The 18481-nt window shown below is 55.1% G+C and carries 16 protein-coding genes; 10 read left to right on the top strand and 6 right to left on the bottom strand.

Going from position 1 to position 18481, the window contains the following annotated elements:
* The first annotated feature begins 180 nt into the window (after nucleotides 1-180).
* Nucleotides 181-1281, top strand: a complete 1101-nt coding sequence (gene fbp, locus HNR65_RS14325) for a fructose-1,6-bisphosphate aldolase/phosphatase (RefSeq protein ID WP_181552201.1) — start codon at nucleotides 181-183, stop codon at nucleotides 1279-1281.
* 230 nt (nucleotides 1282-1511) lie between these two features.
* Here fbp and HNR65_RS14320 read toward each other — a convergent pair whose 3' ends face one another.
* On the bottom strand, nucleotides 1512-2498 hold the full coding sequence (locus tag HNR65_RS14320; protein ID WP_181552200.1) for a methyltransferase: 987 nt from the start codon (nucleotides 2496-2498) through the stop codon (nucleotides 1512-1514).
* Between the two features lie 260 nt (nucleotides 2499-2758).
* On the opposite strand from HNR65_RS14320, the gene HNR65_RS14315 reads away from it, so the two are divergent.
* Nucleotides 2759-3616, top strand: a complete 858-nt coding sequence (locus HNR65_RS14315; RefSeq protein ID WP_181552199.1) for an NAD(+)/NADH kinase — start codon at nucleotides 2759-2761, stop codon at nucleotides 3614-3616.
* Nucleotides 3617-3634: 18 nt separating this feature from the next.
* Nucleotides 3635-5128 (top strand): sigma-54-dependent transcriptional regulator, encoded by a 1494-nt coding sequence (locus HNR65_RS14310; protein ID WP_181552198.1) that lies wholly within the window; start codon nucleotides 3635-3637, stop codon nucleotides 5126-5128.
* A gap of 18 nt (nucleotides 5129-5146) precedes the next feature.
* Here the strand turns inward: HNR65_RS14310 and carB are convergent, their stop codons facing one another.
* Nucleotides 5147-8347 (bottom strand): carbamoyl-phosphate synthase large subunit, encoded by a 3201-nt coding sequence (carB, locus tag HNR65_RS14305; protein WP_181552197.1) that lies wholly within the window; start codon nucleotides 8345-8347, stop codon nucleotides 5147-5149.
* Between the two features lie 59 nt (nucleotides 8348-8406).
* Nucleotides 8407-9789, bottom strand: a complete 1383-nt coding sequence (locus HNR65_RS14300; RefSeq protein ID WP_332309035.1) for an amidophosphoribosyltransferase — start codon at nucleotides 9787-9789, stop codon at nucleotides 8407-8409.
* A gap of 324 nt (nucleotides 9790-10113) precedes the next feature.
* Between HNR65_RS14300 and sixA the strand changes: the two genes are divergently transcribed.
* From sixA to dusB, 6 genes are all read left to right on the top strand, one after another.
* Entirely contained in the window at nucleotides 10114-10572 is a 459-nt protein-coding gene (sixA, locus tag HNR65_RS14295; RefSeq protein WP_181552195.1) for a phosphohistidine phosphatase SixA, read from the top strand.
* A gap of 183 nt (nucleotides 10573-10755) precedes the next feature.
* Nucleotides 10756-11796, top strand: coding sequence for a glucosidase family protein (locus HNR65_RS14290; RefSeq protein WP_181552194.1), 1041 nt, complete (start codon nucleotides 10756-10758; stop codon nucleotides 11794-11796).
* A gap of 23 nt (nucleotides 11797-11819) precedes the next feature.
* Nucleotides 11820-12542, top strand: a complete 723-nt coding sequence (locus HNR65_RS14285; RefSeq protein ID WP_220128402.1) for an acyltransferase — start codon at nucleotides 11820-11822, stop codon at nucleotides 12540-12542.
* Nucleotides 12543-12633: 91 nt separating this feature from the next.
* Nucleotides 12634-13005, top strand: a complete 372-nt coding sequence (locus HNR65_RS14280; RefSeq protein ID WP_181552193.1) for a hypothetical protein — start codon at nucleotides 12634-12636, stop codon at nucleotides 13003-13005.
* Between the two features lie 260 nt (nucleotides 13006-13265).
* The gene (locus HNR65_RS14275) at nucleotides 13266-14234 is read left to right on the top strand and encodes a DUF1848 family protein (protein ID WP_232364788.1); all 969 of its coding nucleotides are present in this window, start codon (nucleotides 13266-13268) and stop codon (nucleotides 14232-14234) included.
* Nucleotides 14235-15269 (top strand): tRNA dihydrouridine synthase DusB, encoded by a 1035-nt coding sequence (gene dusB, locus HNR65_RS14270; RefSeq protein WP_181552192.1) that lies wholly within the window; start codon nucleotides 14235-14237, stop codon nucleotides 15267-15269.
* Here dusB and HNR65_RS14265 read toward each other — a convergent pair.
* The 3 genes from HNR65_RS14265 to HNR65_RS14255 all read right to left on the bottom strand — a co-directional run bounded on the left by HNR65_RS14265 (nucleotide 15200) and on the right by HNR65_RS14255 (nucleotide 17291).
* Entirely contained in the window at nucleotides 15200-15934 is a 735-nt protein-coding gene (locus tag HNR65_RS14265; RefSeq protein WP_232364787.1) for a TetR/AcrR family transcriptional regulator, read from the bottom strand. The two genes, dusB and HNR65_RS14265, sit on opposite strands and share 70 nt — an antisense overlap.
* Nucleotides 15935-16049: 115 nt before the next feature.
* The gene (queF, locus tag HNR65_RS14260; RefSeq protein ID WP_181552191.1) at nucleotides 16050-16448 is read right to left on the bottom strand and encodes a preQ(1) synthase; all 399 of its coding nucleotides are present in this window, start codon (nucleotides 16446-16448) and stop codon (nucleotides 16050-16052) included.
* Nucleotides 16449-16502: 54 nt separating this feature from the next.
* Entirely contained in the window at nucleotides 16503-17291 is a 789-nt protein-coding gene (locus tag HNR65_RS14255) for a sulfotransferase family 2 domain-containing protein (RefSeq protein ID WP_181552190.1), read from the bottom strand.
* A gap of 263 nt (nucleotides 17292-17554) precedes the next feature.
* Between HNR65_RS14255 and HNR65_RS14250 the strand changes: the two genes are divergently transcribed.
* Nucleotides 17555-18424, top strand: coding sequence for a radical SAM protein (locus HNR65_RS14250; protein WP_181552189.1), 870 nt, complete (start codon nucleotides 17555-17557; stop codon nucleotides 18422-18424).
* The last annotated feature ends 57 nt before the right edge of the window (nucleotides 18425-18481 follow it).

Genomic DNA, 18481 nt, shown 5'->3' with positions numbered 1-18481 from the left:
CGGATTCAAGACTGTCAGCCCGGGCTGGCAGTTGTTCGGGTTGACCTGATTGCAAACATGATTATTTTTAATTTAAAATATTTGAATTCTTATTTATATCAAGTTATTAGTTCGTTTCCGCATGAAGAACATGTCCCGCGGGTGCAATCTTTCCAAATCCAAACAAAGGAGGATAGAACAATGGATAAGAAAGTCACTTTAAGCGTGATCAAGGCAGATGTGGGCGGCCTGGTCGGACATTCCGCCATTCATCCGGATTTGTGCAAGGAGGCCGAAAACCGGCTGGAGACAGCCAAAAATCAGGAACAACTCCTGGATTATTACGTGACCGCGTGCGGCGATGATCTTGAACTGATCATGACCCATCGCAAGGGGACCGACAACACCGAAATTCATCAAATGGCCTGGGATACTTTCTGGGCATGTGCCGAGACGGCCAAAAACCTGAAACTCTACGGGGCCGGCCAGGACCTTTTGACGGATGCGTTTTCCAACACAATCCGCGGCATGGGCCCGGGCCTGGCCGAAATGGAGTTCGAGGAGCGAAAATCCGAACCGGTCATCGTGTTCATGGCCGACAAAACCTCTGCAGGCGCATGGAACCTGCCGCTTTACAAGGCGTTTGCAGATCCGTTTAACACCGCGGGCCTGGTGATCTCCCCGAGTCTCCATGAGGGTTTCAAATTCCAGGTCCATGATGTAAAGGGCCATAAGCGGATCTTTTTTAACGCCCCGGAGGAAATCTATGATCTGCTGGTTTTTATCGGCGCTCCGAGCCAGTACATGGTTAAATCGGTTTACACCAAAGACGGGGAGATCGCCGCGGCCACATCAACCGAGCGCCTCGCGCTGACTGCGGGCAAATACGTGGGAAAGGATGATCCTGTCTATATCACTCGCTGCCAGGGCGATTTTCCGGCTGTAGGCGAACTGCTCGAGCCCTTTACCCGTGCCCAGCTCGTGGAGGGCTGGATGCGCGGCTCTCACACAGGCCCGCTGATGCCCGTTGCCGTAAAGGACGCCAACCCCTCCCGGTTTGACGGCCCGCCCCGGGTAACGGCCCTGGGTTTCCAGATTGCCGATGGAAAGCTCATCGGGCCCAGGGACATGTTTGATGATCCGAGCTTTGACGTGGCCCGGCAGGAATGCAACCGGCTGGCTGACCACATGCGGCGGCACGGTCCATTTGAACCCCACCGCCTGCCCATGGAGGAAATGGAATACACCACCATGCCCCAGGTTATGGAACGCCTGGAAAGCCGGTGGGAGGATCTGAACTAGTGCCTGAACGAAAACCGTCTTTTCCGCCAATCTCTGCGTCCGGCTCAAATTTTAATCCTCAAAATACGTCGAGTATTCCTGCGGTTAAAATTTTCGCCGTCCTGGACCTTAACGAAAAATCCTGGTTTTCGTTCGGGCACGAACTATGCAATGGCCGATTTTCGGATTTGCAGGGAAAACCGCCGCAAGGATATAGACGGCCTGCGGCGGTTTCTGTATTTTCAGGGCGGTTACGACGGTTTGACAGCCATGACCACGCAATCCATGGATTTGCCCTCGCGCGCCATGGCAACATCTGTAAATCCGGCCTGCTCCAGGTCGCTTTTGACCTCTGAGAAGGTATAGGTGTCACCTCCCCGGGTGTTGACCAGCATGTTGATGGCAAAGATGGCCCCGCCCGGGGGCTTGGTTCTGTCTTCGTCCATGATGTGATCCCGTATCAGGATTGTCCCGCCGGGCTCCAGGGCTTGGCAGATGCGGGTGTAGAGCGAGCGGTTCTGCTCGGGACTGTTTTGGTGGATAATGGCCGACAGCAGGGCCAGGTCGCAGTCGGCCGGCATCTCATCGGTGTTATAATCGCCCGCACGCAGTTCCACCCGGTCGGCCATTTGATTTTCCGCAATTCTGGACTCTGCCATGGGAAGCACCCTGGGCAGGTCAAACACGATGGCCGAAAGCCCGGGGGCCTTGTTTAAAAATGCAATGGTGTAGGTGCCCGACGCCCCGCCGATATCCAGCAGTTTTTTATAACCACTGAGATCCAGGTCTGCGGCAATGTCTGCGGCCATTTGCCGTCCCGCCACGTGCATGGCCCCGATAAAATCTTCCAGGGTCTGGCTGTCTTTTTCGGTCATGGGCACCAGGTCGGGCTTTTCGCCTTTTTTAACCACTTCGGTGAGATGGGACCAGGTATCCCAGATCTCGGCCATGTGCAGGACCATGGGCCGGACGGTTTCCGGATGATTGGCGCTGAGCAGCGTGGACTGTCCGGTGTTGTGATAAATTCCCTTTTTTTTGTCCAGAATCTCTGCGGCCACCAGGGCGTCAAGAAGCCGGGTCAGGGCCCGGGGGTCCACACCCAGCTGCAGAAACAGACTGTTTGCGGAATCCGGCTGCTTTTCCAAAAGGGTGAAAATGTCGAGCTGGGCTGCGGTCAAAATAATCCGGCTTGTCATAAACTGCCGGGTGCGTTCGAGAATGGCATCTGGCGGGTGCACGGCTGGCTCCTTTTTGACATGAAATGGGGGTTTTGGTTGTTTGTCCATTTTTGCAACATGGGCACACAAAAGGGCGCGCAAAAGCGGTCGTTGTTTCAGAGTGTAATGGCTACAGCCGGGGCCTTCAAGGAAAAAATCAGCCGCTGCCTTTGTCCCGCGGGGTCTTTGGCCGGGGAAAATTCCTTGCCCGGCCGGCGTGAAACTAGTATGGGAAAGGTACGCAAAACCCTTTTTGGACATCACACGACATCGGGGATACTGTGAAACAGATCGGATTATTCGTCAAGCAGGATTCAGCAGCCCAGAAAACAGCTGATGCTTTTGAAAAATGGCTGCAGAAAAAAAATGTGGCGGTTATACGCCAGAATGCCTTTCAGCCGCAGCTGGGTCTTCAGACAGACCGGGACACAGGGGTGAACCCCGAGACCATGTTATGCGTATTCGTGCTGGGCGGCGACGGCACCTTTTTGAGCGCATCGCGCTGGATCGGTGAAGCCAGTATTCCCATGATCGGCGTGAAGTTCGGCGATATCGGGTTTCTTGCCGAAATCGCAGAGGACTCCCTTTTTACTGCGGCTCAGACTGTGCTTGACCGGGATTTTGAGGTTGAATCCCGGGCCCGGCTCAAGGTGCGCATTTTCAGTCAGGGCAGGTTATGTGTGGAGGAAACGGTTTTAAATGACGTGGTGATCAATAAGGGAGCCCTGGCAAGACTGGCCAATATTGAAACCTGCATTGATGATCATTATCTGACAACCTATCGCAGCGACGGGCTCATTGTCTCCACCCCCACGGGTTCAACCGCCTATTGCCTGGCAGCGGGCGGGCCGGTGGTGCATCCGGCTGTGGAGGGCATTCTGGTGACCCCGATCTGCCCCTTTACCCTGACCAACAGGGTTTTGATCGTGCCGGCCACCTCAAGGATCCAGATCCGTCTCGGGGAAAAGGCCGCAGATATCGTGGCCACATTTGACGGCCAGCAGGGTCTGGAAATTGCGCCCACCGATACCCTTCTCATTGAAAAAAGCCCATCTCCCCTAAAGTTGATCAAGCTTCCGGGTCACAATTATTTTGATATCCTGAAGGCCAAGCTTCGGTGGAGCGGCGGCCGGATATAACCATGAAACGGATGTTTTATGCTCAGTACAGCTGACAGAGAGTTTTTTCAAAAAATTGCCAAAGCCGGTTTGGTCAATCCATTTTCCGATGAACACAAGGACCTGGAACTGGCGTTAAGCGGTCTTTCCCCGCAGGCCTCCCGGTCAGAGCGCACAGAGAAAATCGCCCACGAGTTAAACACCCGCATTGCCGGTTTGCAGGAGGCGTCTGCGGCCAGCCTGGATGCTTACAAGGGCGAGGACCGGGATCTGATGCAGAAAGTGTTTTTGTTTGAGCTGTTCTACCGGTTCAAGGATCATTATGACGAACTGATCAAAAGCCAGTTTGCCGCCGGCGATACCCCGGTGAAAATTCCGTTTTACCATGACGTGCATCAGGCCATGGCCTCCCGCGGCTTCGGGGAGGAGGCCTTCCGGCATTATTTTTCCCTGGCCTACCAGCTCAGGCGGGCGTTTTATTTCATCGACCGCGGCCTGACCGGCATCAGCCCGAGCATGCGCCAGCTGCGGGCCAACCTCTGGAAAAATATCTTCACCCACAACATCGAGCTCTATGACCGCTACCTGCGTGACCGGATGGAGGATTTCTCCACCCTGCTGCTCGGAGAGACCGGAACGGGTAAGGGGACTGCCGCCGCTGCCATCGGCCGCTCCGGGTTTATCCCCCTAAACAAGCGGTGGCGAAGCTTTGTGGAAAGCTTTACCCGTTCCTTTGTGTCATTGAACCTGTCCCAGTTTCCTGAAACCCTTATTGAATCAGCCCTGTTCGGGCATAAAAAAGGCGCTTTTACGGGTGCCATTGACGATTATGACGGTGTGTTTGCCTCCTGCAGCCCCCACGGGGCCATTTTGCTCGATGAAATCGGCGAGGTGCCAAAGCCCGTGCAGATCAAGCTTTTGCAGGTCCTCCAGGAGCGGATTTTCACGCCCGTGGGTTCCCAGAAGCACGGCCGGTTCGAGGGCCGGGTCATTGCGGCCACAAACCGTTCCATAGAGGAAATCCGGGGCAAAAAGGTATTTCGGGATGATTTTTATTACCGGCTCTGCTCGGACATGATCACTGTCCCGCCCCTGCGTCAGAGAATCCAGGAAGATCCCAGGGAGCTCGATATTCTGCTGAATCTCACAGTGGAGCGCCTGGTGGGAAAACCCTCAGCCGAGCTGGCCGATATGGTGCGCGCGGCCATTGATGATGAGCTCGGCCCGGATTACTCCTGGCCGGGTAATGTCCGGGAGGTGGAGCAGTGTGTTCGCCGGGTACTGTTAAAGGGTTCCTATTCCGGGCACACCGCGTTTTCCCCGGCCGGCGGGGGGCTGGACAGCCGTTTGATCGCCGGCATCGAGCAGGGCAGCATCGAGGCCGGATCCCTGGTTTCCGGCTACTGCTACCTGCTTTACCAGCGGTATCAGAATTTTGAGGAGGTGGCCCGCAGAACCGCCCTGGACCGGCGCACGGTGAAAAAATACATCTCGGAGTGGGAGGAGGCGGCAGATTCGCCGCCATCCTCCTGATGCGTATATTTCTTTGTTCTACTTGATCTCCCGGTGATAACGCTGCAATGATTTTGCCTCCGGTTCTCCGGCCCTGCGGGCGGCAATACCCTTGGCTGCAGCTGTTGCCGCGGCCGTGGTGGTGATGTAGGGTACCTTGAAGCGGATGGCGGTTTTCCGGATATAAGAATCGTCCTCCTGGCTGGCCTTTCCCACCGGAGTGTTGATGATGAGCTGGACCTGGCGATTTTTGATGGCATCCACGATATCGGGCCGGCCGTGACCCAGTTTTCTCAGCGTTTCTGCGGCAAGGCCGCGCTTTTCCAGAAAATCCCGGGTGCCCCTGGTGGCATAGATTTGAAACCCCAGATCGGAAAAAAGCCGGGCCGGCTCCAGCACACTGGACTTGTCGCTGTCAGCCACCGTGATCAAAACGCTTCCCTCCACGGGCAGCGGAGATTGTGTGGCCTCCTGGGCCTTGAAAAATGACATCCCAAAGGAATCGCCCAGGCCGAGGACTTCTCCGGTAGAGCGCATTTCCGGGCCCAGAAGCGGATCGACTTCCGGAAACATGTTAAAGGGGAATACGGCTTCCTTGACCCCGTAATGGGTGATCACCGGCCGCTGGAGGTTCATGTCCGCCAGGGTGGCGCCGAGCATGATTTTTGTGGCAATCCGGGCCATGGCAAATCCGCAGACCTTGGAGACAATGGGCACGGTCCTTGACGCGCGCGGGTTGGCTTCCAGGATATAGACCATGTCATCGGCAATGGCGTACTGGATGTTCATCAGCCCCTTGACCCCGAATTCCATAGCGATTTTGCGGGTGTAATCAATGATGGTCTCAACGTGTTTGGGCGGGATGCTCACGGGCGGAATCACGCAGGCCGAATCACCGGAATGGATGCCGGCCAGCTCGATGTGTTCCATGACCGCGGGCACAAACGCGTCCGTGCCGTCGGCAATGGCGTCTGCCTCGGCCTCGATGGCCGATTCCAGGAATTTGTCAATGAGAACAGGCCGCTTCTCGGAAACCTCCACGGCCGCTGCCAGGTAGCGCTGGAGCATGGACTCGTCCATGACAATTTCCATGGCCCTTCCGCCCAGAACGTAGGAGGGCCGCACCATCAGCGGGTAGCCGATGTTTCTGGCAATTTTGAGGGCTTCGTCAAAAGAGCGGGCCATACCCGATTCCGGCTGGGGAATGCCGAGTTTGGCCACAATCTGGTGGAACCGGTCCCGGTCCTCGGCCAGATCAATGGTTTCCGGGGAGGTGCCCAGAATTCTAACGCCCGCGGCTTCGAGCTCAGAGGCGATATTGAGCGGGGTCTGGCCGCCGAACTGGACGATTACGCCCTCGGGCTGCTCTTTTTCATAGATGGAAAGCACGTCCTCCACTGTCAGGGGTTCGAAATACAGCTTTTCCGAGGTGTCATAGTCCGTGGACACGGTTTCGGGGTTGCAGTTGACCATGATGGACTCATAACCCGCCTCCCGGATGGCAAAGGCGGCATGCACGCAGCAGTAGTCAAATTCGATTCCCTGGCCGATGCGGTTCGGCCCGCCGCCGAGCACCATGATTTTTTTGCGGCTGCTGACGGATACTTTGTTTTCGGCGTTGTAGGTGGAATAATAATAGGCGGCATCCGCCACCCCGGATACGGGCACGGCATCCCAGGCCTCTTCAATGCCCAGGGTCTTTCGTTTATCCCGGATCGCAATTTCTTCAATGCCCAGAATCCGGGCCAGATACCGGTCGGCAAACCCGTCTTTTTTGGCGGCTATCAGCAGGTCGTCCGGAGGAACCTGGCCCGGGGCGGCCAGGATTTTTTCTTCAAGCTCCACCAGTTCCTTCATCTGCTGGATAAACCAGGGTTTGATCCGGGTCAGCTCATGGAGCTGATCCACGCCTGCGCCCTTGCGAAGGGCCTCGTACATGAGAAACTGGCGTTCGCTGGTGGGTGTGGCAATGTCGTCGAGCAGTTCTTTTAGGGGTTTTTCATTGAAATTTTTTGCAAATCCAAGCCCGTAACGGTTGATTTCCAAAGACCGGATGGCTTTTTGCAAAGCTTCCTTGTAGTTTTTGCCAATGCTCATGACTTCGCCCACAGCCCGCATCTGGGTGCCCAGCTTGTCGTCCACGCCGGGAAATTTTTCAAAGCCCCATCTGGCGAATTTCACCACCACGTAATCGCCCGAGGGTGTGTATTTCTCAAGGGTGCCGTCGCGCCAGTAGGGCATTTCCTCCAGGGTGATGCCGCCGGCCAGAAGCGCGGATATAAAGGCGATGGGAAAGCCGGTGGCCTTTGAGGCCAAGGCCGAGGAACGAGAGGTCCGGGGGTTGATCTCGATAACCACCACCCGGCCGGTTTCCCGGTTGTGGGCAAACTGAATATTGGTGCCGCCGATGACCTCGATGGCCTCAACAATGGCGTAGCTGTAGTCCTGGAGTTTCTGCTGCAGCTGCCGGGATATGGTGAGCATTGGCGCGGTGCAGAAGGAATCGCCCGTGTGCACGCCCATGGGATCCACGTTTTCAATAAAGCAGACCGTGACCAGGTTGTTGTTGGTATCCCGTACGACTTCCAGTTCCAGTTCCTCCCAGCCCAGGACCGATTCCTCCACCAGGATCTGGTTGATGTAGCTGGCGGCCAGCCCCCGGGCAGCAATGGTTTGCAATTCCTCCACATTGTAGACCATTCCGCCGCCGGTGCCGCCCATGGTGTAGGCCGGCCGGATCACAACGGGATAACCGAGTTCGGCGGCCACTGCCTCGGCGTCTTCCACACTGGTCACCGCCCGGCTTTCGGGCATTTCAATGCCGAGTTTGTCCATGGTTTCCTTAAAGGCCGTGCGGTCCTCGCCCCGCTGGATGGCCTCGATGTTGACCCCGATAACCTTGACGCCGAAGCGCTCAAGCACGCCCAGCTTGGCCAGCTCCGAGGAGAGGTTGAGCGCGGACTGGCCGCCCAGGTTGGGCAGAAGCGCATCCGGGCGCTCCTTGTCGATGATGCGTGTCAGGTTTTCGGGGTTTAACGGCTCGATGTAGGTAACATCTGCCATTTCCGGATCGGTCATAATAGTGGCCGGGTTGGAATTGACCAGCACGATTTCATATCCCAGCGACCGCAGGGCCTTGCACGCCTGGGTGCCGGAATAGTCAAACTCGCAGGCCTGACCGATGATAATGGGCCCGGAGCCGATAATCATAACCTTGTGGATGTCAGTGCGCTTGGGCATATTGTCTCCTTGGATGTTATTGAATCTGTCTGTAAAGCAAAATCCGTGTCGTCTTTGTCTTAATCATAGCTGCTGCCGTCCCAGCAATGGGTGCACAGTTTTTCCTTGGGCAGGCCGATGGCTGCGATCATGTCTTCAAGACGTTGGTATTTCAGGGTATTGAGTCCGAGTTTTTCCCGGATATGTTCTACCATGTCGGTGGTCTGCCGGGTATCCGGGTCCGCGTACCGCCGGATGGTATCCTCCTGCTCCTGTCCCTCCATGTCAAAGATGGCCTTGCGGCCGGCAAGATCCAGGGTGGAGCGCGATGTTGAAAAATTGAGAAACACGCACGGATAGACCAGGGTGGGGCAGGCAATGCGCATGTGCACTTCCCGGGCCCCGGCATCAAACAGGGTGCGGACATTGTCCTTGAGCTGTGTGCCCCGGACAATGGAGTCATCACAGAACAGCAGGCGTTGACCGGAAATCAGGGACGTGACCGGAATCAGCTTCATCCGGGCCACAAGGTCCCGGTCGTTCTGGTTTTGGGGCATAAAGCTGCGGGGCCAGGTAGGGGTGTACTTGACAAAGGGCCGGCCATAGGGCACCTGTTTTTCATTTGCATACCCGATGGCATGGCCGATGCCCGAATCCGGAATGCCCGAAACCAGGTCCACCTCCATGTCATCGGCCCGGGCCAGGGCCTTTCCGCAGCGGTAGCGCACCTGCTCCACGGAGATGTTTTCATAGCTGGATGCCGGATAACCGTAATAGACCCATAAAAAGGCGCAGACCTGCATGTCCGGGCCGGGCGGACGGACGGTTTCATAGCCCTCTGCGGTGATAAAAACGATTTCTCCGGGCCCCAGGTAATGGACAGCTTCGTATCCGAGGTTGAAAAACGCCGTGGTTTCAAATGAGACTGCGTGGGCGCCTTGCTTTTTACCGATCACCAGGGGGGTTCGGCCGAGCCGGTCCCTGGCGGCGTAGATGCCTTTTTCCGTGAGAAGCAGCAGGGTGCAGGATCCACGGATGGCGGCCTGGGCACTGACAATGCCGTTGACAAAATTGTTTTCCTGGTTGATGAGCATCCCGACGCATTCCGTGGGGTTGACTGCGCCTTCGCCCACTTCCGAGAAATGAATGCCCCGGCTGAAAGCCGAGCGGGCCAGTTCCGCCAGGTTATTGATGCGGCCCACCGTGGCAATGCCGAAATTGCCCAGGTGCGATCCAATGATCAATGGCTGGGAATCATGGTCGCTGATCACCCCGATTCCCTTCTTGCCATGAAGATTGGGAAGCTCGGATTCGAACTTGGTGCGAAAATAGCTGTTTTCAATGTTCTTGATGGCCTTGGCCATGCCCTGGCTGTTTTTGACGGCCAGACCGCCCCGCTTGGTGCCGAGATGGGAATGATAATCGGTTCCGTAAAACAGATCCATTGTGCAGTCGGTTTTCATTGTACATCCGAAAAGTCCGCCCATAAATGCGCTTTCCTTTGTTTGCAGTTTCAGGCCTTTTTATATTTTACTGCCGCATGCTTACCTGATTGAATCCATGGAGTAAAATGAAAAATTCAGGTTACCTGTTCTTATCGAAACAAGGCCGCCCATGGCAAGAGGTTATACAAAAAAATCCGATCTCTTCTTCTTGTTTGGATTTGAATCCCTGTTATCTCTGCATTATGGTAGAAAACAGAAAAGGCAGCCCCCGGACCGCAGTCAGCCAATGTGCCTGCCGGCGGGGGAACCCATGTTTAAAGGCACAGAAAGGAGGCGATGGATATGGCACTTTATCTGGTTCAGCATGGCCAACACCTTCCAAAGGAAATTGATGAAAAACAAGGACTTTCCGAACAAGGCATAGACGAGGTGGAAAGAATTGCCGATACAGCGGCTGTCTACGGGGTAAAAATAGACCGGATTCTGCACAGCGAAAAAAAACGTGCCCGGCAGACGGCTGATATTTTTGCCAAAAAGCTTAATGTCGCAGGTGTGGCTGAAACCGGGGGCTTAAAGGCCCTGGATGACCCCAAAGCCTTTGCCGGGCAGATCCGATCAGATGAAAATCTCATGCTTGTGGGCCATTTGCCTTTTATGGAGCGCATGGCATCTTATCTGACCACAGGGAAAACGGATTACACGGTTTTCAAGTTTCAGAACGGCGGCATTGTGTGTCTGGACAAATTGCCGGATTCGGACTTCCGGGCGATTGTCTGGGCGCTGATGCCCCATATCGGGTAGGCGGGTAAAAAAAATTGCTTTCGCAATTGAATTTTGGCATATTGATTATTTTAAAAAAATCACTCAGATTTGGAAAAAAATAATCCAACAATCCGCTGTCAGTCGATATCCGGGCCGGGCGGGTAAGTGCGGCCGTGTGCCGCTCACGCAGATGATTTAGATGACGGGAAAGGCCACGCGAGAATGGATCTGGAGGTGTTACGCAAGAAGCAGCCGGCCGGGGTTGAGCTGGATCAGGTATCGGAACTCATTGTCAGGACCCAGAAGTCAGATGGGGAGATCCCCTGGCATGACGGCGGCAAAACCGATCCCTGGGATCACGTGGAATCGGCCATGGGGCTGGCCATAGGCGGATATCCGGAGGGCGCAAAAAGGGCATATCAATGGCTGGCCGCCCGGCAGCTGGAAGACGGAAGCTGGTATGCGGCATACCAGGACGGCCGGCCCCTGGACCAGACCCGCGATACAAACGTCACCGCCTATATCGCAGTGGGGGTGTATCACTATTACCTGGTGACAGGCGATGAGGGGTTTCTTGCCGAAATGTGGGAACCGGTGCGCCGGGCAATGGATTTTGCCTTAAGCCTTCAGGCGCCCAGCGGCGAGATTTACTGGGCCATGAGCCCGGATCTGAAAGTCGATCCCATGGCGCTGCTCACTGGTTCGAGTTCCATTTATATGAGCTTGAAGTGCGCAATTGCCATGAGCCGGGTGCTGGGCATAAGATGCGACGGCTGGCTGGATGCGGCCGGCCGCCTGAAAAAGGCGGTACAAAACGGTTACCACCTGTTTAACATCGCCAAGTCCCATTATTCCATGGACTGGTTTTACCCGGTACTTTCCGGTGCGGTCACGGGCGGGGCGGCGCGCAAGCGCTTTGACCACTACTGGAAAAAATTCGTGGTGGAAGACATGGGCGTGCTCTGTGTTTCCAACCGTCCCTGGGTGACAGTGGCGGAAACCTGCGAGTGCGTGCTTGCCCTGGCGGCTTCCGGAAATGAGCGGATTGCCGGGATCATTTTCAACTGGATGCATGAGCGGCGGTTTGAAGACGGCTCCTACTGGTGTGGATTTACCTATCCCGACATGGTGATCTGGCCGGAGGAAAAAATCACCTGGACCAATGCTGTGGTGCTCATGGCCGCAGACGCCCTGTATCACCTGACCCCGGCCAGTCGTTTGTTTCATCACGGATTCTGGGAGGAATCCGGCCTTTTTGCCTAACCCTTTAAATCCTGCAGGTTTTTTTGCGAAAAGATCATCGACCTTATTTCCTCAAGCGCGCCTTTACCCGGTTTCAGGATGCCTATACCCGCCGTTTTATCCGGCCCCAGCTCGACGCCCTGGGCCCGGGGGCCATGTGCGTGCATCCCTGGAATATCAAGATTTTCGGCGCACCCATTACCATCGGGCAGCATGTTAACATTCTGACCACTTCAGACAAAAAGGTCCGCTTCACCGTATGGCCGGAAAAGCCGGGCATGGGAAAAATTGCCATTGGCGATTTTTGCCTGGTCTGCCCCGGGGTGCGCATCAGCTCAGCCCATGAAATCGTGATTGCCGATAATTGCATGATGGCGGGCAGCACCTTTATTACGGATGCGGACTGGCACGGCACCTATGACCGGCTGCACACCATCGGCGAGACCGCACCGGTTTATATCCGCGACAATGTGTGGCTCGGCGACCGCACAACCGTGTGCAAGGGCGTGACCATCGGGGAAAACAGTATTATCGGCGCAGGCTCGGTGGTGGTGCGCGATGTGCCGCCCAACGTGATTGCCGCGGGCAATCCGGCCCGGGTGGTGCGCGAACTGGATCCGGAGCGCCGGCTTGTCAAAAGGGCGGCCTGGTTTGCCGATATTGAACAGCTAAACCGGGATATCCATCAGCTCGACCATGAGAATTTGGCGGGCAACAGTTTGATTTATTGGCTGAAAACGGTTTTTGCCCCGGGTTCAAACGACTGAATTCCGGGTTATGGGAAAAACCGGTTGAACTGCCCTGCATCCGGTTGATACAATACCGGCCAAAAGATTTTCGGATGCAAAAAGAGGATATATGGCTGCAGAAAACGATATTGTGTTAATTTATCACGAAGACCAGCCTGTGGTCTTTGCCCGGGTGGAAGAGATCCGGCCGGATGTGAAAAAGGACTGGTTTCAGATCAAGCTTATGCTGCTGCAGGTGCCTGTGCAGACCGTGACCTGGATTCTGCGCGATACCTACATTAATGGGGGGGAATTTACAATGGGCGGCAATCGAATGCGCCTGGAAAAGATCGAGCCCCCGGAAGACCAGGAAGAGCCGGAGGAGCAGGTTTCGGAAAAACAAGAGGCGGCCAAAAAGCAGGAGTCCGGCACAAACGGCCAGGACAGCCCCGACGATTCCGGCGGCACGGTGATTTCCCTAAAGGACCGCAAGCCCAAATAATTTTGATGGCGCCGAAAAAAGTCCAATATCTGCGTTACGCGCAATTTCTCAGAATTTCACGTACGGATAAGTACGCTGCATTCTTCGAAATTGCGCAAGCCTTGATCTTGAACTTTTTACGGCGCCATCTGAAATCAGACTTCCAAGGAAGTCCAAGGGCGGGGTTTGCTTTTGAAGCGACATTGAGCGTTTTTGCGCAAAAATATCAAACTGTTTGAGGAAAGCAGGGCGGGTTTGTAAATTTTAAGCAAAGGCATTTGATGAATCCGCAAAAACGGTCAGGAGCGAAAAAACTGACCCCGGCCGCAGGGCTTTCTTCCTACAAAAACAGCGGATGCGGTAAAAAGCTTTTGGCCATGAAAAATCAGATTGTTGTCTCCGCTTCCCGGCGCACCGATATTCCCGCCTTTTACATGGACTGGTTCATGGAAGGCATCGCCCGGCAATCCTTTGCGGTGAAAAATCCCTATAACCAGGTCGTTTACCCGGTTTCTGCAGGCCCGGCAGACGTGCACACCATTGTGTTCTGGTCCAAGGATTTTTCCCGGTTTTTGGACAAGGGCTGCGGGCAGCGGCTGCAAAAATCCGGCTATCACCTGTTTTTCAACTTTACGCTGAATTCCAAATCCCCGCTGCTGGAACCGGGCATTGTCCCCGTGGCCGACCGGCTGGAACAGGCCGGTGAACTCTGCCGGCGGTTCGGGGCACAGACTGTGCAGTGGCGGTTTGATCCCGTATGTTTTTTCCGTACTGCGGCAAACGGGGCAGAGAGCAATCTTGATGATTTTGAAACAATCGCACGGGCCATGGCCGGATTCGGGGTGCGGCGGTGCGTGACCAGTTTCGTGGATCTGTATGCCAAGGTCAGGCGGCGCAAGGCCCCGGCAGAGGGTTTTGCCTGGATTGATCCGCCCCTTGAGAAAAAGGTCCGGGTGGTGGTGCGCATGCAGCGCCTGCTTGAAAGCCTGGGCATGTCGCTTTATCTTTGCTGTGAGAAGCAGGTACTGGAAGCTTTGCCTTCGGGCACCCGGGTTTTTCCCGGCGCCTGCATTGCCAATGCGTATCTGGTGGAATTGTTCGGCGGCCGGCTTTCATTTCAAAAGGATGCAGGCCAGCGCCGGGCCAGGGGCTGCGGATGCATGACTTCAAGAGACATCGGCGGTTATGCCGATCAGCCCTGTTTTCACAATTGTCTGTATTGCTATGCCAACCCGGGTACGGGAATATAAATGAACACTGAGAATCCTTTATTTGCCGTCGGTGATATTCCCATTTCGCCCCCTACAATCATGGCGCCCATGGCCGGTATCACGGATGCGCCTTTCCGGCGCATGATCAGGCAAAACGGGTGCGCATTGGTGTGCACCGAGATGCTAAGCGCAAACGCCCTGTACCAGAATTCCGGCAAAACCCTGAATATGATGAATCACGGACAAGCAGAAAAGCCCGTCAGCGTCCAGATTTTCGGGGCAAAGCCGCATATGATGGCAACGGCCGCGTCCATGGTGGAACAGGCCGGGGCCGATATTGTGGACATCAATTTCGGCTGTTCGGTGAAAAAGGTGATGAAAACCGGGGCCGGAGCGGCCCTGATGAAGGATCTTAATGCAGCCGGGGCCGTGATTGCAGCAGTGCGCCGGACTGTATCCGTTCCGGTGACCATCAAGATCCGGACCGGGTGGGATGATTCGGGCAAAGATGCCCTGGCACTTTCCCAAATGGCCCAGGATCTGGGCGTGGATGCGGTTTGCGTCCATCCCCGCACCGTACAGCAGCGGTTTTCCGGCATAGCCGATTGGTCCGTGATTGGCAGGGTCAAGGACCGGGTTTCCATTCCGGTGATCGGAAACGGCGATATTCGTCATGCCGTAGACGCCCTGGAGATGATGCGGCAGACCGGATGCGATGCTGTGATGGTCGGCCGGGCCGCCATGGGCAATCCGTGGATTTTCGCACAGATCCGCGCCCTTATCGAAGGCCGGCCGGCGCCTGAACCGGATCTGGAAATGCGGTTTTGCGCCATGAGAAATTACGCAAACCTGATGTGCAGTGTATACGGGGAGGTCCATGCCTGCCGGCTCATGCGAAGCCGCCTGGGATGGCTGCTAAAGGGTCTGCCCCAGGCCAGCGCGTTTCGGCAGGCCGTAACGCAGATTGCCGGCTTAGACGAGGTTTGTGCGCTTCTGGATGGGTATCAGCGGCTGCTTTCCGAAGATTTCCGCAGCACCAGGGCTTCCACGAATTCAATGATAAAATCCGCATAAGCCTGAACCGGGATTTTTCTTCCCGAATATTTCCACCGCTTCAGATACCAGTCCTGGAGCATGGCCTTTGTCACCGCGGCGGTCAGCATGGGGTGGTCAACTCTAAACTCGCCTTTTTCCACTCCCTTTTCCAGGATTTCCCGAATAATTTCCTCTGTAACCAGATCGCTTTCAATGGCTTTTTTGCGATGGGTTTTTTTGAGGTTCTTGGCCTCCATGTAGGAGAAATAAAACCATGGCTGCAGGACCTCGGTAAGGTATAAATGGGTGCGGATGGCTGTCTGGAGCTGAACAGAGGGTGCATCATCGGCCTTGATGCGCTGGGAAAGAATTTTTAAGGTAATGCGCCGGCCCTGGTTCTGGATCATTTCCAGCAGTTCGTCCTTGCTGGAAAAATAGGAATACAGCGCACCCATGGAAAGCCCTGAAACCCGGCTCAAATCCCGCAGGCTCATGGTCTGGAAACCCTTTTCATTGGATATTTGAAGGGTGGTATGGAAGATGTTGACCAGGTTGCGCACCGCAACAGCCTCTTTTTTGATTTTGATGCGGTGCTGGTTTTCCTTGAAAATGTCCCTGCAGATCTCCTCCATGGACAAGAGGGTCATTTTGCGGAAATCGTCGAAGTCTTCCGCTGGCACGGACGTGTTGGGCAGGTGCGGCATGGCTCGGGTGCGGGCCCTTTTGCTTGGGTTTTTGCGCTTTTTTACATCCGCGGGCCGGGCCTGTCAATAAAAAAGCGAGCGCTCGTTTTATTTTTCAACTAAAGGGCATGGCAAATCAGTCCGGGTGGCGGACCGTGACAGTGGTGGAAATCCCGCCCCGTGAGGTGAACTGCCCGGTTACGGTCATCTGCCTTGGGGCAAGCACGGCCGCCAGATCATCGAGAATCCGGTTGACCGCGTTTTCATAGAAGATGCCAACGCTTCTGTACTGGAGCAGGTAGTATTTCAAAGATTTGAGTTCAATGATATGGCCGGAGGGCACATAGGAGATGGTGATGCATCCGAAATCCGGCAGGCCGGTTCTGGGGCAGACCGCCGTGTACTCGGGCTGGTCAATGACGATTTCAATATCGCGTCGGCTGCCGTAGGCATATTCAATGGGTTCAAGCATCCCGGTTTCAATGGTATCCGGTGAAAGCGGCATGTTTTGGGGTTTTTTTTCTGTTTTGTCCATGAGGCGTCCGGTATTTTTTGAGGCTTCGGCAAAACCGCAGTTTTGCCGCTATGCTTAATGCATCGGCCCGGCCTTGTCAATTTCATTTTCTTTTGATTCCTGTTTCGCCTTCCAGGACAACCATTGATCAATTTCCTGCCGGTAGCCGAGAAGATCAATGTCTTTGCTGTAGCGCCGGCAGATGAGTTTGGCGGTTTCCAGGCCCAGGGGCAGCCTTTTCAGCCGGTTTCCGGCCCCTGTGTGCCGGTAGCTGCCGGGCGGTTTTTCAAGGCCGGTTTTTTCGGAAAGAATCTGCCAGTGCGCATCCATGTTTTCAAAATTGCCCACAAAATCCACCAGGCACCGGCCCTGGTGATAGATTTGAAAGTGCTGGCTTCGGAAATGCCGGTCGGAATCTTGATCCGGGATACGGGCAATGTGTCTGGCAAAATTTTCAAAATTCATGTCATGGCGTATGCCATAGCGCTGCATGGAATTTTGTTTTCCATGCCGGCCGGCGCGCACGACCTTGTCCAGATAACAGGAATAAAGCCGGGTCACGGGGTTTCGCACAAAGGCAAACAAAAAATAGCGCCGCCTGAGCCGGCGGGTTTGTCTGACACTCACCGACTTTCGTATGCCGTTTTCCACCTGCCGTTTTTCGTCCACAGACAGTTTCCGGCCGGCCCGGTTCGGCAGGATATGTTTTGCCTGGCGGCGGCAGAAAAGGTTGCGAAGAGAGGTGGAGGCCGCCTTGTAAATGGGAATGTAGCCCACCCTGAGATCCTCGATGATCAGGACCCGGCGGCGGTTGCGCAGGTTTTGCCACTGGTTTGCCTTTCGGCGGATGTATTTTGAAATCATTATGTTATACCTTTCCGGCGGATTGAAAAAGAGATTGAGGCTCTTTAACAGAAGTTGATTTGCATGTAAACCCGGCGGTTGCCTGCCATGGGCCCCGGTGCAATGAAAAAGGGTTGCATTTGATCCGCAGACTGGATAAAAGAACAGGCCAAAAGCCTTTATTTATCCTGATTTATAATTATATTATCATTTTTGCAGTGTGTGTGGAAAAAATATTTTCGGCTGCGGCCGTTGATTGAAAGTCTTTTAAAGGAGTTTTTGTTATGCACTATGAAGGCATGGTTATTCGTCCGCCAAGCGAGGCAGACAGCATTCTGCTGCAGGTCACCGTGGGCTGCTCGCACAACAAGTGCACCTTTTGCGGCACCTACAAGTCAGAGCGGTTTAAGATCAAGCCAGATGAAACCATCATGGCCGATATCGCCTATGCCGCCAAGCACTTCAAGCGGCAGGACCGGGTGTTTATCTGCGACGGGGATGCCTTAATCGTTCCCCAGAAGCGGCTGATCAAGTATTTCCGGGAAATTGAAAAGCAGTTGCCCTGGGTCAAACGGGTTGGCCTGTATGCAAACGCCAAGGGCATATCCATGAAAACCCCGGAGGAACTTCAAGAACTGCGGGACCATGGCCTGGGTATTGTCTACCTTGGGCTTGAAAGCGGCGATGACCAGACCCTGAAGGCCGTTAACAAGGGCGCCGGGTCAAAGAAGATGATTGAAATGGGACGCAAGATCAAGGATGCGGGCATCAAGCTGTCTGTGACCGTGTTGTTGGGTCTGGCCGGGCGGGAGCACTCCCGGGTGCATGCCGAGGAAACCGGCCGGGTGCTGTCTGCCATGGATCCGGATTATGTGGGCGCCCTTTCCCTGATGCTGATTCCGGGCACGCCCCTGCACCAGGATTATGAGGCCGGCCGTTTTGAGTTGCCCGGCTCTGCGGAAATGCTGGCGGAACTCCGGACCATGCTGGCTGCAACGGACCTGTCCGGCGGGCTTTTCCATGCCAACCACGCATCCAATTATCTGCCCATCCGGGCCAAATTGCCGGAGGAAAAGGACAAGACCCTGCGCATGATCGATGACGCCCTGGAGGGTAAAGTCGCCCTTCGTCCCGAGTTTTTAAGGGCCCTGTAAACAAAAGGGGCCACAGGCCGGCCCCGGCAAATATCGCTTAAACTGAAACGCTCAGTT

Origin of the sequence: Desulfosalsimonas propionicica (assembly GCF_013761005.1) — a bacterium.
Taxonomy (GTDB): domain Bacteria; phylum Desulfobacterota; class Desulfobacteria; order Desulfobacterales; family Desulfosalsimonadaceae; genus Desulfosalsimonas; species Desulfosalsimonas propionicica.
The sequence above is the reverse complement of the archived record's forward strand: the minus strand, read 5'-3'. Positions and strand labels throughout refer to the sequence as shown.